Below are 13,259 nucleotides of genomic sequence, written 5' to 3' on the forward strand. Positions count from 1 at the left end.
TCGGGTGGCAAAACAGGAGCCGGTGCTAAACGAGGAGGCAGATGTCGCTGCTGCCCCAGCACCGCGTTGGCCAAAATTCCGCCTCTGGGCCATTACCCTCGCTGCTGCCATTGCCGCCGCCAGTGGTACGTTGCTGCTTCCCCCGGCAATTTCTCCCGCAGCACCATTTTGGGCTCCCTACCTTCTCGACATCCTGCGTTTTCTGGTGCTTTGGTATATCGCCGGCGTCATCGTTCGCAGCCTGTTTTTCCTCACTGAATGGCTGCTCGAAGCGCTCCTGCCCCCTCGTCAATTCAGCTCGTCCAGCGACTGACTCACTGTGCCCATGGCGGTCAATGCCGCGCCGTCCACCAATCGCGCCCCAGACCAAAAATCGTGACTGCCAATGCCAGCAACAGCAGATTCGCAATCCAGCGCCAACGCACCCAGTTGCAAACGGCTGCCAAATGGAGCAAGGCGTCCACGCCTGCGGTCGATCCATGCAACGCGAGCTGCGCCTTGGCGTTGGTCTCGAATACCACCCCCAAATAGCGCATCACCATCAAAAACAAGGCGATGGCAAAGAGGCCCAGGCCGGTATAGATCCACGAGGAACGACGGCGCCAACGCATCGGCTAGGCAGATTTCCAGGAATGGAGCCGCTGCATGGCCGCCGCCAGCAGGGCATCCGCACGCCTTGCGGTTGCCGCCTCCACATAGCAGCGCAACTCGGGGGCATTGCCCGAAGGACGCAAATGGAGAATTTCATCTGCCTCGCTTTGCACCCGAATTCCGTCAGTCAGGTCCACTGCCGTGCCGACAAAACGCAAACCCGAAAAATCCTCGTTGAAGGCCGCCACATTGCCACCCCCCTCCTGGTAACGGGCCAGCAGTTCGCGACTTCGCTCCGTAGGGAAATTCTGCACCCGATCGCTGCGGGTATGGCGCTGGGGCAATTCTTGCAGAAGACTGGAGAGCGGCCTGCGGGCGTACGCCGCCGCCACCAGCGCGGCGAGCATCGGCAAGATGGCATCCCGAGTGGGAAGGGGAGCGAGCGTGCGGCCTTCTTCCCGCAGGGTTGAGGCGAGCAGAAAACCGCCATTGGCCTCATAGCCGACTACCCGGGCACAACCCTCTGCCAGCAACTGGTCCATACCGGCAATCACATAGGGAGAACCGATGCGGGTGCGCAGTGTCCGCGCAAAGCGCCGGGAACGCTCAAGACCGGTATTGCTCGAAATTGGTGTCACCACCCCGTCGGCACCCAGCAATGCCGCACAGATCTGCCCCAGTTGATCGCCGCGCCACCAAGCCCCGGTCTCGTCGGCCAGCATCGGTCGATCGGCGTCGCCATCGGTGCTCAATAACGCCTGTAGGCCGTGCTCTGCCACCCAGCGCTCGGCCAGGATGCGATCTTCCGGGCGCAAAGCCTCGGTATCCATGGGCACAAATTCCTCCGAACGCCCCAACAGCACCGTTTCTGCACCCAAGGCCTGCACGAGCTCCGCCAACAGATCCCGCGCCACCCCCGAGTGCTGATAGACGCCAACACGCCAGCCTTGCAGCGGCTGCCCCACAAAAAAATCGAGGTAGCGGCGGCGGTATTGGGCGAGCCCGAATCCCTCCCCATCGGGCAACTGCGGCCGTTGCCGCAACGCAGCAGAAGGCGTGAATTTCTCCGGGTCGGGCGCAGATATAGCCTCCAGGATGCCAGCTTCATCGTTTTTACTGAGCTCGGCTCTTGGCCGATTGAACTTGATGCCGTTACGATCGAAGGGGATATGGCTGCCGGTCACCATGAGCGACGGCACCCGCGCCTGGAAACCGGCAAAGGCCAGGGCCGGCGAAGGGATCCGCCCCAAATAGCGGGGCTTTCCGCCGACCTCCAGAGCGCCCCGCCAAGCCGCTTCGAGGATGCCACTGGTACTGGGACGCAAATCCCCAGCCAGATACACCTCTGTACCCGGCTGGAACTCTCCCAACCTCTGCAGATAGCGCAAGAACGCCGACACATGTCCAACCACCACTGCGTCGGTGAGCTCCGTCACCAGTCCCCGCAAACCACTCGTACCAAATGCTGCCATCGTTTTCTCCCTCTACCCCCTGCCGAGCATATCACGCTTGCGAACCCCTTACTGCGCCAAGCCGCCTCCCGCGGATCCGCCCGCGGGGTGGGAGAAAAGCGCTTTCAGTGGGCAAGAACGAGCACAACGATGGTCCCATTCCAAAACAGATGCAGAAAAACTCCCGGCCACAAAGAGCGATAGCGCAAACGCAACCATACTAAGGCAATGGCGAGCAGGAGCACCGGTAGCAAAGCCAGCGGATAATGAAAATTCTCGACCTTGGATGGCGCATGAATGAGCACGAACAACAGAGTCACCCAAACACTCGCCCAAAAGGCCGAAAGGCGTGTGCGCAGCCCCGCCAAGCCCGCCCCGCGAAAAAGGATTTCTTCCACGAAAGGCGCTACCGGGGCCAGGAGCAACAGAACGACATATCTGCTGGGCCCCGGCTGGTGGAGGGCATCGAACATTCCCATGCTGCGCGGTGCAAGATGGGTGGGCGCAGGGAACCAATGCAGTTGTGCAGCGTAGATGGCGGCGATCAGCAAACCCAGAAGGAGGGCCCAGAGAAAAGACCAGTAGGTATCGGGACGCCGCCAGCCCAGTTGGCCGGGACCGGCGCCACGCCACTGAGCAGACGAAAGGGTATAGAGGAGATAGCCCAAGAGCAAGATGGCACTCACAAAGTAGGCGGTGATCCCCACCCAGATCTGCCAATGCAAGGGCATTGGGGGTATGGCGTGGGCAGTGAGGGGAGAAAGGTGCTCATGCAATCTGGCGGCGTTTCGAGCGCGCACGAAACCGACGCGGGCCGACCAAAGAAAGGCGGCGATCACGCCCACCAGCAGTTGCAGACCGCCGAAGAGCAGCATCACGGCAAGACCCTGCGGCCAGCCCCAGGAATGCTCTCGCGACGCGCCCCGAAAGGCCCGCAGACCAATCAAGGTCCAATCGTCGGTATCTAAGCGCTTGCTCCCTGCCCTGGTAAAGGCCCAGGCGAGCAAGAGTCCGCAAAGCGCAAAGCCATACACCAAACCCAATGCGCTGGCTCGCTCCGGTCCCTGCGCATGCAGCAACAGTTCCGCAAGCGTCCGGCCGAGCAAGAGATTTCCGACAAGCCCCAAGGAAAGCAGAAGTCTATATGTGGCTCCGTGGATGCCCAAGGTTGCCATCCCCAAGGGAAAACGGGCATTGGCCAGCTGTACTACGAAAAGCAGGAAGGTCATGGCGGCGATAGTACGGGGTGCAACGCCCAGGATGGCCAGGGTCACAGCCGGAATCAGGAGGCCATATAGACTCAGCACAGAACTATGACGGGTAAAGCGGCCAATCCATTGCTGCAGAAAACTCTGCCGATTGCCTCCCCAAGGACCCAGGGTAAACGCATATTGCCATTCTGCGGCTTGGCTGAACCAGTTCCCCCAGCGCAAGCTGGGCAGTGCCCAAAATACGAAAGCCGCGCTGGTAAAGAGCTCGACAAGAGCTGCTCCGAACCGATATCGCTCCAAGAGAAACAGCAAGAGAAGACTCACGACAGCCTGGGACGACCCGAGGGAAAGGAGGCTGTAGCATGGACGAGACCAAAGACTCGGTGGGAAAAACCAGCGCTCGGGAATTCCCCAGTGAGGAACTTTGTTGCACAGCCAGCTCCACTGCCCAAGATCCAACCGTACACCCGCACGGAGCCCGCGAAGCCAGGTTCCCGGCGGATGCTCTGGCTGTAACAAGCGCCAAAGCAGCCAAAGCCAGACGAGATCAATGGGGAGGGAAAGCCATACGGGGCGAGTGCCCATGGTCCAATAGAATGCTCCGAAATAGATCGGAAAATACAGCGGCAGCAGCAGGAATAATCTGTACACCCGGCGTGCCGAATCCGGCTTTTGGCCGACCGAGTTTTGAAAAGAACCAAGGAAAATCCCGCCGAGGATGAAATAGCCGGCGATCAGGAAGGCGCCGAGAGGAGTAGCGTCTCGATACAGCAGATAGCCAGTTGCCAACAAGAGAAGCAGAAGCAGAATGCTGGTAAAGAGCCAGTGATGCCCCCGTCGATAACCGGGCACCAGAAGAGTCAGCGGCTCCTGCACGCAACGCCAGTAGTGGGTGGCGAGGGCTGCGCTTAGCGTCAGCAGAAAAAAACCCAGCGCTATGCGCGTCTCTTGCGCTGCCCAGGCGTGCTGTGGAAAGTGGGGATCCACCCCCGCATTACTCTGGAAGACAGTCAGCAACAGTACCAAAGATAGCAGGAGCGAGAACAAAGCGTAGACGTTGTCGCGCAGAAAAAATCCGGGCCGCAGGCTGCGCCAGCTCGCGTTCATGACTGCGCCGATGCTCCACTCGCGAAAGTCAGGTACAGATCTTCCAAATTCCGCACGGGCTCGACAAAGAACTCGCGCCCCAGATCGGGGTAATGCTCGTTACCGCAGCCCAGCAAGAAAACTCCGGGACGACGTTCGAGTACTCGGAGTTCTGGTGGCAGCGCCGATTCTTCCAATACCCCACCATCTCGGCGCCGCAACCGGCAGAGTCCACCCTGCCAGTGCGCGCGGGTCCACGGCCCCAGCCCACGACCGTGTTCCAGGATCAACACTGCATCGCTGATCTCTTCCAGGTCGGTAACGATGTGGGACGAAAGCAGGACACTGGCTCGCCGCTCCCGCGAATAGCGATGTAAAATGCCAAGAAAGTCCCGGCGGCTGACGGGATCGAGCCCGGAGACGGGCTCATCCAGCAGCAATATCTGCGGCTTGTGGCGCATGGCAAGAACGATGGAAAGACGTTGTCGCTGACCTCCCGACAGTTCCTTGACCCGCTTTTTTCGGTCCAGGGCCGCCCATTCCTCGAGCTCCGGCCAAGTTCGGCGCTGCGGGGCGTAAAAAGCGGCAAAGTAATCCAGCAGCTCCCCGACCTTCATCCAGGAGAAACCGGAAAATTCCTGCGGCACATAGCCCATCCCCTGCCGCTCAGCGATACTGATTTCCTGTATGGTCTTCCCGAAGACGCGCACGCTCCCTGCGTCGGGCTGCAGGAGGCCGACAAGGCAGCCAAACAAGGTGCTTTTGCCCGCCCCGTTCGGCCCCAGCAGGCAGAGCAATTGGCCCTCGCCGAGGTCAAAGCGCGTATCCTCCAATACCGGCTTGCCATCGTAGGATTTACTGAGATTCAGGCATTCCAGTTGGGGGTTATGACCAGGTTTCACCCAAGCATTTCTCCATGGGCAGAGTTAGTGTAGTTTAGCAAAAGATTGTTACACTTTCATGTAAATAAAATGACATTTTCATGACAAAGATAGCGACCTTGCCGCTATGGCCATGCAATGCACGAGATATTCCTTCACCATGGTGGCGGGCCCTCAGCAGCGCTTGACAGCGCCGCAAACGCGCCCTACATTGCGCAACTCGGTTGCACCGGTATTTCTCCATGCCTTTCTCCACCGACCCCATTCTGGAAGTCTCCAACCTGGGTGTGCGCCTGGGCGCTAGAGAGGTGCTGCGCGAGATCTCCTTTACCCTGGGGAAGGGAACTGTCTCCGCCCTGATTGGAGAAAATGGTGCAGGCAAGACTACCCTCCTGCGCAGTATTCTGGGCATTCAGACCTGGCAGGAAGGTAGCATCCGGGTACTGGGCGAGGCCGCACGCGGACAACTTTCGCAGATTGGCTATGTGCCGCAAAAAATCGCTTTCGATCCGTACCTACCCCTGTGTACCAGCGATCTGGTGGCCCTGGGGCAAACGCGACGTCACTGGTGGCAGCGATCGGACAGGACGGCAGTAGCCGAAGCCCTTGCCGCTGTGCAGGCCGAGAGTTTTGCCGAACAGCGGATAGGAATGCTTTCCGGCGGGCAACAGCAACGCGCCGTCATTGCCCATGCCCTGGCCCGCCGACCGCGCCTGCTGCTCCTGGATGAGCCTCTTGCCAACCTCGACTTCGCCAGCGCCAGCCACCTGGTCGAGCTACTGGGTGTGCTGGCCCGTGAGCAAGGGATCAGCGTACTGGTTACGGCACATGACATGAATCCTTTGCTACCCATACTCGATCATCTCGTGTACCTGGTCGATGGTCGCGCCGCGGCGGGCAGCGTGGCCGAGGTCGTTCGCAGTGACGTGTTGAACCGGCTCTATGGCTACCCGGTGGAAGTATTGCAGCATCGCGGACGCCTGCTGGTCTTGCCGGAAAACCCGCAGCAGGGCCTGGAAATCCCCTGCCATGTCCACGAACATCCGGAGGCGCATGACTGATCCCCTGCATCTGGCCAGCTTTCTGCACAATTCCGCGGTGCAGACTGCCCTCTGGATCGGTGCGCTGGCGGCAATCCTGAACGGCAGCATGGGGATCTTTACCGTGCTGCGCCAGCATAGCTTTGCCGGTCACGCCCTGGGAGACGGCAGCAGTGCTGGCGGAGCGGTGGCAATCTTTCTCGGGAGTACAGCCTTGTGGGGATTCCTCGGGATGGCCTGGTTAGCGGCACTGGCCATGGGGGCATTGGGCCTGCGCCGCGCCCGCGAACGCGATCTGGCCACCGGTGTAGTGCTGGGGGCGACACTGGGAATTTCGGCGCTCTTCCTCTATTTGGACGTGAGCAGCACGCAAGCCAGCGGCGCCACCGTAGAGGTCATGTTTGGTTCGATCTTCGCTTTGGATCCGCAACTGCTCTGGCCGACAATCATCCTGGTGGGACTTGCCCTCTCTCTGATCATCCTGCTCTACCGCCCGCTCCTACTGATTGCGGCCAACCCCGATCTCGGGCGTGCCGCAGGATTGCCCGTACGCCGCCTGGAGCTGCTCTACCTTCTGCTGCTGGGCACCGCGGCAGCCCTGTCGGCGCTGTCCATTGGCGTCATTCTAGCCACTGCGCTGTTACTCGGGCCTGCGGCAACGGCGTTGCGACTCGCGCGCAGACCCTGGCAGAGTTTTCTCTACGCCCAGGGGATTGCCCTCGCCGCCGTGCTGGGCGGCATCTATCTCGCATTCATGAGCTATTATTGGTCGGGTGGTGCCAGCTGGCCGGTCAGCTTTTTCGTCGTGCTGCTGATTCTCCTGTTGTACCTGGCCAGCGCAGCTCTGGCCTCCCTGCAACGGACCAAGCGCTGATGTTCTCCAGTTTTCTCCTGCACACCTGGATTGCCGCTACGCTGCTTGCCATTGCCGCCGGCAGCCTCGGTTACTTCGTCGTTCTCCGGCGCAGTGCCTTTGCCGCCCATGCCTTGCCGCTTGCCGCCTTTCCCGGCGGCGCCCTGGCCAGCCTATTCGGCTTTGCTCCCCTCTGGGGGCTGGGCAGCTTTGCCATCATCGGCGTCCTGTTTCTTCGCATTTTTTCTCGTCTGGGACGTCGCGATGTAGCAATGGGGCTGCTGCTGAGCAGTTTTCTTGCCCTGGGCGGATTGTTCCTGAGCCTCGGTCGGGAATATGCTGCGCGGGTCTACGGCCTCCTCTTTGGCGAAGTGCTGGGAATCTCCGCTGCCAGTCTCTTGCCTCTGGGCCTGCTCGTCAGCGTCGTATTGCTGCTGCTCCTTTGGCAGTTTCCCACCTTGCTTCTGGAATCCACCCAGGCCGAGCTTGCAAACGCACGCGCCATCTCCAGCGCACATATGGAGTGGTTTTTTCTGCTTCTCCTGGCCCTGGTCAGCGCCGCTGCGGTGCCAGTCGTCGGTACCTTGCTGGTGTTCACCCTGTTGGTGAGTCCCGCCGCAGCCGCCCAACGGCTGTCACGCCGCCCGTATCTCGCCTGGGGGCTCGCCATCCTCTTTGCCGAGCTTCTGAGTTGGTCATCCATTGCCCTATCCTACTGGTCGAACTGGCCGTTGAGTTTTTTTGTTGGCGTTCAAGGGGCGGCACTCTTTCTGTTCAGTCGCATCTTTGCCCGGAGTTGAGCGGCTTCCCTCCTCGCTCGCGAGGTGGCATCATCTACGGCCATCGAGAGAAAGAGTACGAACGCGCTATCGAGGGAAGTCATGAGCACAACCGGCAGTAAACGACCCGATCGCTTCATCATCAGCGGTGCCCTGCATGGCGTCACTCCGGAAGCACGCAAGAAGCTGGAAGAATTCGAAAAACTCGGGGGGCATGTCGACTATCTGCCGGAAAAGGCCCTTGCCCTGATCCAGTATGATGGCCGTTGCGGTGCGGAACTGGAGGAACATATGGTGGCGGTGCTGCAGCAGGCCGGCGCCTCCTGTGAATCGCATGGCGTCATTTGCCACGGGAAAGACCATTGTGAACCCCTGAACCTGCATGTCGGGCCCTTGGCGCAGGATCATCCCCGCCGAGGAGAGTCGCTCAGCAAACACCTTGGACGCTGGCTACACCTCAAGCAAAAGTAAGTAACAACCATGCGGCTGCGTCACTGGTTTGGGGCAGGACTGCTGTTCTTCTCCGGTGTTGTCCACGGCGCCCTCAGCCCGCAACAGGATCAATTGCTGCAACAAGCCGCAGATGCCTTCGCCCAAGGGAATTACCAGCCCGCTGCCGCTGCATTGCCCCAGCTCGCGCATACCTACATGGGCCCTTGGGTTGCCTACTGGTCCCTGCAGCCGCGATTGCAAACCCTGAAAGCCGCACAATTCCAGACCTTCTCCCAGGAATTTCTGCATGGCGCCGCCTACCTGTTGCTGCGCCGACAATGGCTACTGGAATTGGGAAAGCGTCGGGATTGGCAGACCTTTGCCGAGGTCTACCGGGCCGGTCCCGCGCCGAAAAACCTCAGTGCCCGTTGTTATGCGGCGCACAATCCATTGCTCCAGACCGGCGATCCTGCAACCCTATGGGAAGCAGCATCGGCAAGCAATGGCGCCTGCAACCGGATGGCACAGACGGCTCTTGGCCAAGGGCAAATCCCACAGACGCTGCTCTGGCACAAACTGGCGGAGATGATCCTTGGCGGCCATCTCCACAGCGCCATGACTTTCGCCAGTTTTCTTCCCGGCAATGCGGCGTCGGCGGTAAAAAATATCCTGCAAAGCCCCGGTGCCTGGCTGGCAAGCCAGGGCGGCAGCGCGCAACAGATCTATGGTCCCGACGTCGGCGCCGAGCTGCTGCATCTCACTCTGCTCGCGATGCTGCCAAACGACTCCGCGCTCGCGGTAGCCCAAAGCGAAACCCTGCCGGGCCTTCTGCCTGCGCAGCGCGCTTCCATATGCTATAGCGCTGCCTTGCAGGCTGCGCGTCGGTTTCAGACCCGCACTGCCAATGCTTGGTATCAGGCCGCCCTGACCGCCGACCCCAGCTACCGACCCAATGCGGAAGTTCTCCACTGGATGGTTCGCTCGGCTCTGTTGCAACAGAATTGGTCCCTGGTGCTTGCCGCCGAGCAGCGCTTACCGGCAGATCAGGCGCAACAAAGCCAGTGGCAATTCTGGAAGGCGCTGGCATTGCAAAAGACCGGAGAGGACGCATTGGCGCGGCAGCTCTGGCAACAGATCGCCTCCCCCTTCGATGCCTATGGACAGCTGGCCAGTGCGGCTCTCGGTCAAAATCTGCGTCTCCCTGTCGCCACCCAGAGCCCTACGGAGCTGGTCGCTGAGGCATTCTCCCAGCCGACCCATGTCGGCGCCGCCACCAACGGCAGTCTGCGGCGCGCGCTGAAGCTCTACCAGTTGGGACTGTACTTCGATGCGCTGTGGGAATGGGGGCAGTACCTCGATACCCTGTCAGACGCCAGCGCGATCAAAGCAGCGGCGCGCCAGGCCGCGCAACATCAAGCCTGGTTGCTGGTCATCAATGCCAGCACACGGATCGACAACGACGCCGACTGGCAACAAGGCTACGTGCTCCCCTATCGCCAGGACATCATTGCCAGCGCCAACCGCAATGCCCTCTCCCCGTCCTTTGTCGCTGGCGTGATCCGCCAGGAATCCGGATTCGCACCTGGCATTCGCTCTTCCGTGGGGGCCCAGGGGATCATGCAGGTCATGCCGGCCACTGCGGCCTGGGTGCAGAGCCGCTTTCCGCAAAGCGCTGCGGCTGACCTGCAGACGGCGGCAGGCAATATCCAGATTGGCACTGCCTATCTGGCCTATCTGCGTTCCCAGTTTGGCGACTCCCCCATACTCCTCGCCGCTGCCTACAACGCCGGGCCGGGAGCGGTGAATCGTTGGCTACAAAAAATTTCGCTCGCCGAGGGCCCGTGGGCAGGATTGATCTTTGCCGCCAATATTCCCTATCAACAGACCCGCGACTATGTCCTGGCGGTGCTGAGCAATGCCATCGTCTATCGTATGCTGCTCTCGGAGTCATCGGTACCCCCCCTATCCTACTGGCAGCTCGCGCGGTAATCGTGATGAACAGTAGCCTGGACGCCCGGCCGGGGAATCCCCGAAGATGAGTGTGTCACTTCGCAATGTCGCCAAGGTGGCCAGCAATACCTTTTTGTCGCGCCTGCTCGGCTTCGCCCGGGACGTGATCCTTGCCCATTTGTTCGGCGCGGGGATGGCGGCCGATGCCTTCTTCGTTGCCCAGCGCCTCCCCAACCTCTTTCGTAGACTCTTTGGTGAAGGGGCATTCTCCCAGGCCTTCGTGCCAGTGCTTGGCGAGTATGTCCAGCAACGCAGCCCGCAAGAGACCAGAGAATTCGTCGCTGACATCAGCGGCTGGCTACTGCTGACCCTGTTGATCGTCACCGCGGCAGGCGTCCTTGGCGCCGGCCTTCTCGTCTACCTCCTCGCCCCCGGCTTTGCCGCTGACCCGGCCAAATACCAGCTCACCGTGCTTCTTACCCGCATCGTCTTCCCGTACCTGCTGCTGGTGTCGCTCGTGGCGCTCTCCGGCGGCATTCTCAACACCTACGGACACTTTCAGGTACCCGCTTTCACCCCGGTATTTCTCAATCTCGGGATCATCGCTGCGGCCCTTTTCTGGGCTCCCCATCTTGCTCAGCCGGTAATTGCCGTCGCTTGGGGCATGATTTTTGGCGGAATCGCGCAGTTGCTTTTCCAGATCCCTGCGCTATACCGTATCGGCCATCTGCATTGGCCACGTCTGCGCCGCGGCGATCCTGGCGTAGGTCGCACCCTGCGACTACTGGGACCCGCGGCCCTGGGCGCTTCCGCAGCGCAGATCAACCTGTTCATCAACACCGTATTGGCATCCTTGGTTGGCGCCAATGTGGTCTCTTATCTGTACTACTCCGATCGCCTGGTGGAATTTCCCCTGGGCGTCTTCGGTGTAGCCCTGGGCACCGTGGTGCTGCCCACCCTCAGCCGCCAGAGCAAAACGGCAGAGTTTCCCCGCACTCTGGACTGGGCCTTGCGCTGGACCTGGCTCATCGCGCTGCCTGCCACCATTGGTCTGCTCGTGCTCGGCAAGCCACTGCTGATCACGCTCTTTCGCTATGGCGCTTACAGCGCTCAGGATATGGAGCAAAGCTATCTGAGTCTGTTTGGCTACGGCCTCGGCATCCTGCCGATCATTGCCGCGCGTGTCCTGGCACCGGCCTTCTACGCCCGCCAGAATACCCAAACCCCGATGCGCTTCGGCATCATCAGCGTCGCCGTAAACATTCTCATCAGCCTCCTCCTGGCCTGGCCCCTACACCAGCTCGGCCTGTCGCTGGCGACCAGTATCGCCGCACTGGCCAATGCCTTGCTGCTGGCGCGCCGCCTGTGGCGGGAGGAGATCTATCGCCCGGCCCCCGGTTGGCGCATCTTTCTTGTAAAAACCACTTGCAGCGCCATGGCGCTCGCTATCGGCCTGGTCCTGCTCCGCGGTGCCACGAGCGATTGGCTACACTGGTCCGCCGGGGCGCGGGTTGCCCATCTCTTGCTGCTCATTGGCGGGAGTGTCGGGTTCTACCTATTTCTCCTCTGGGCCTTGCGCCTGCCAGAACTACGCCAGTTACGTCGACGCTGAACGGGGTATTCGGGTACACTACAGGGGTTTTTCGCTCGGATGCCCCTTTGCCACCATGACCCAGCCCGTTCGTCTCCACTCGTTGCCCAGGCGGGCAACGGCACAGGCGCTGACCATTGGCAACTTCGATGGCGTCCACCTAGGGCACCAAAAGCTCCTTGACGGCATGGCGGGGTGTGGATTGCCGCGCGCTGTACTCACCTTTGAACCCCTGCCGCGGGAGCTGTTTCTCGGCGACAGGGCGCCCATCCGCCTGAGCAGCCTGCGCGAGAAGATGGCAGCGCTCCTGCATTACGGGGCAGAGCAAGTCGTCTGCGCGCGCTTCGATACGGCTCTGGCAGCCCTGTCGGCAGAGGACTTCGTCGAGCAAATTCTGCTTCGGCGTCTGCGGGTGCGGGAGCTTTTCGTCGGCCATGATTTCCGCTTCGGCGCGCAGCGCCGTGGGGATTTTGCGCTGCTGCAGCGCATGGGTAAACGGCATGGTTTCGCTGTGCACGAGCAGCCTCCCTATCTGCTGGACGGGCGACGGGTCAGTAGCACCGGCATTCGGCAGTTTCTCGAACAAGGCGACCTGGCGCAGGCGGCACGCTGGCTTGGCCGCCCCTATACCGTCTGCGGTCGAGTGCGGAAGGGTGATCAACTGGGGCGGGAATTGGGCTTCCCCACGGCAAATTTGCCTTTGGCGCATCGCCCCCTGCCCTTGCGCGGTATTTTTGCCGGCCGGCTCCATAGCACCGTCGGAAACTGGAATGCTGCCATCAGTATTGGCCTGCGCCCTACCGTACAAGGCAACAGCTTGGTTTTGGAAGCCCATTGCCTCGACGCCGATAGTCCGAACCTCTACGGCAAACTGGTTGGCGTCGAACTGCTGCATAAGTTGCGGGATGAAGAAAAATATCCCAACCTTGACGTTTTGATCGCCGCCATACAGCAAGATGTAAAAAATGTACGGCAATTTTTTTCTACCCATGACATCGAAAGCCCATGGATTACAAAAGCACTCTAAATCTTCCCAAGACCGATTTCCCCATGCAGGGTAAACTGCCCCAGCGTGAACCTGAGGTGCTGGCAGGCTGGCAGGAGCTGGACCTGTATCAACGCCTGCTGCAAACTCGTGCCGACGCACCGAGCTTTGTCCTGCATGATGGCCCGCCCTATGCCAACGGCAAGATCCACATCGGGCACGCCGTCAACAAAGTACTCAAGGACATCATCAACAAGTCGCGGCTGGTCGAAGGCATGCGGGTTCCCTACGTGCCCGGTTGGGATTGCCACGGCCTGCCCATCGAGATTCAGGTGGAGAAGACCCACGGGCGCCCCGGTGAGAAGCTGAGCGCCGCAGCCTTCCGTGCGGCCTGTCGTGCCTATGCGGC

12 protein-coding genes and 1 pseudogene are annotated in these 13,259 nt (G+C 60.8%); 9 read left to right on the forward strand and 4 right to left on the reverse strand.

Annotated features, from left to right (window positions below):
* Window positions 1-4 precede the first annotated feature (4 nt).
* Complete coding sequence (locus ORD17_RS00275; protein ID WP_308388941.1) at window positions 5-313, forward strand: hypothetical protein; 309 nt, start codon at window positions 5-7, stop codon at window positions 311-313.
* Between the two features lie 19 nt (window positions 314-332).
* Here the strand turns inward: ORD17_RS00275 and ORD17_RS00280 are convergent, their stop codons facing one another.
* From ORD17_RS00280 to ORD17_RS00295, 4 genes are all read right to left on the reverse strand, one after another.
* Window positions 333-611: a hypothetical protein gene (locus tag ORD17_RS00280; RefSeq protein WP_308388942.1), complete on the reverse strand. Its 279-nt coding sequence runs from the start codon at window positions 609-611 to the stop codon at window positions 333-335.
* Window positions 612-614: 3 nt separating this feature from the next.
* Window positions 615-2,063, reverse strand: coding sequence for a phosphomannomutase (locus tag ORD17_RS00285; RefSeq protein ID WP_308388943.1), 1,449 nt, complete (start codon window positions 2,061-2,063; stop codon window positions 615-617).
* A gap of 104 nt (window positions 2,064-2,167) precedes the next feature.
* Complete coding sequence (locus ORD17_RS00290) at window positions 2,168-4,360, reverse strand: CPBP family intramembrane glutamic endopeptidase (RefSeq protein WP_308388944.1); 2,193 nt, start codon at window positions 4,358-4,360, stop codon at window positions 2,168-2,170.
* Window positions 4,357-5,241, reverse strand: coding sequence for an ABC transporter ATP-binding protein (locus ORD17_RS00295; RefSeq protein ID WP_308388945.1), 885 nt, complete (start codon window positions 5,239-5,241; stop codon window positions 4,357-4,359). The genes ORD17_RS00290 and ORD17_RS00295 overlap by 4 nt, the downstream gene beginning before the upstream one ends.
* 221 nt (window positions 5,242-5,462) lie before the next feature.
* Here ORD17_RS00295 and ORD17_RS00300 point away from each other — a divergent pair, with 221 nt between their 5' ends.
* From ORD17_RS00300 to ORD17_RS00335, 8 genes and pseudogenes are all read left to right on the forward strand, one after another.
* A complete protein-coding gene (locus ORD17_RS00300) occupies window positions 5,463-6,281 on the forward strand; it encodes a metal ABC transporter ATP-binding protein (RefSeq protein ID WP_308388946.1) in 819 nt (272 codons plus the stop codon).
* Window positions 6,274-7,134, forward strand: coding sequence for a metal ABC transporter permease (locus ORD17_RS00305; RefSeq protein WP_308388947.1), 861 nt, complete (start codon window positions 6,274-6,276; stop codon window positions 7,132-7,134). Before ORD17_RS00300 ends, ORD17_RS00305 begins: the two co-directional genes overlap by 8 nt.
* On the forward strand, window positions 7,134-7,913 hold the full coding sequence (locus tag ORD17_RS00310) for a metal ABC transporter permease (RefSeq protein ID WP_308388948.1): 780 nt from the start codon (window positions 7,134-7,136) through the stop codon (window positions 7,911-7,913). The genes ORD17_RS00305 and ORD17_RS00310 overlap by 1 nt, the downstream gene beginning before the upstream one ends.
* A gap of 81 nt (window positions 7,914-7,994) precedes the next feature.
* Complete coding sequence (locus tag ORD17_RS00315; RefSeq protein ID WP_308388949.1) at window positions 7,995-8,363, forward strand: hypothetical protein; 369 nt, start codon at window positions 7,995-7,997, stop codon at window positions 8,361-8,363.
* A 9-nt stretch (window positions 8,364-8,372) separates the two neighbouring features.
* Window positions 8,373-10,313, forward strand: coding sequence for a lytic transglycosylase domain-containing protein (locus ORD17_RS00320; protein WP_308388950.1), 1,941 nt, complete (start codon window positions 8,373-8,375; stop codon window positions 10,311-10,313).
* A 46-nt stretch (window positions 10,314-10,359) separates the two neighbouring features.
* Window positions 10,360-11,886, forward strand: coding sequence for a murein biosynthesis integral membrane protein MurJ (murJ, locus tag ORD17_RS00325; RefSeq protein ID WP_308388951.1), 1,527 nt, complete (start codon window positions 10,360-10,362; stop codon window positions 11,884-11,886).
* Between the two features lie 55 nt (window positions 11,887-11,941).
* Window positions 11,942-12,892, forward strand: coding sequence for a bifunctional riboflavin kinase/FAD synthetase (locus ORD17_RS00330; RefSeq protein ID WP_308388952.1), 951 nt, complete (start codon window positions 11,942-11,944; stop codon window positions 12,890-12,892).
* A 23-nt stretch (window positions 12,893-12,915) separates the two neighbouring features.
* Window positions 12,916-13,245, forward strand: a pseudogene (locus tag ORD17_RS00335) (class I tRNA ligase family protein); the annotation flags it as partial.
* Window positions 13,246-13,259: the final 14 nt, after the last annotated feature.

Origin of the sequence: Acidithiobacillus sp. AMEEHan (genome assembly GCF_030996345.1) — a bacterium.
In the GTDB taxonomy this organism is placed as follows: Bacteria; Pseudomonadota; Gammaproteobacteria; order Acidithiobacillales; family Acidithiobacillaceae; genus Igneacidithiobacillus.

What these genes read in the sequence shown, in the direction of transcription:
- ORD17_RS00280 (WP_308388942.1), bottom strand. Translation starts at nt 611, where the DNA reads ATGCGTTGGCGCCGTCGTTCCTCGTGGATCTATACCGGCCTGGGCCTC.
- ORD17_RS00285 (WP_308388943.1), bottom strand. Translation starts at nt 2,063, where the DNA reads ATGGCAGCATTTGGTACGAGTGGTTTGCGGGGACTGGTGACGGAGCTC.
- ORD17_RS00290 (WP_308388944.1), bottom strand. Translation starts at nt 4,360, where the DNA reads ATGAACGCGAGCTGGCGCAGCCTGCGGCCCGGATTTTTTCTGCGCGAC.
- ORD17_RS00300 (WP_308388946.1), top strand. Translation starts at nt 5,463, where the DNA reads ATGCCTTTCTCCACCGACCCCATTCTGGAAGTCTCCAACCTGGGTGTG.
- ORD17_RS00305 (WP_308388947.1), top strand. Translation starts at nt 6,274, where the DNA reads ATGACTGATCCCCTGCATCTGGCCAGCTTTCTGCACAATTCCGCGGTG.
- ORD17_RS00310 (WP_308388948.1), top strand. Translation starts at nt 7,134, where the DNA reads ATGTTCTCCAGTTTTCTCCTGCACACCTGGATTGCCGCTACGCTGCTT.
- ORD17_RS00315 (WP_308388949.1), top strand. Translation starts at nt 7,995, where the DNA reads ATGAGCACAACCGGCAGTAAACGACCCGATCGCTTCATCATCAGCGGT.
- ORD17_RS00320 (WP_308388950.1), top strand. Translation starts at nt 8,373, where the DNA reads ATGCGGCTGCGTCACTGGTTTGGGGCAGGACTGCTGTTCTTCTCCGGT.
- murJ (WP_308388951.1), top strand. Translation starts at nt 10,360, where the DNA reads ATGAGTGTGTCACTTCGCAATGTCGCCAAGGTGGCCAGCAATACCTTT.
- ORD17_RS00330 (WP_308388952.1), top strand. Translation starts at nt 11,942, where the DNA reads ATGACCCAGCCCGTTCGTCTCCACTCGTTGCCCAGGCGGGCAACGGCA.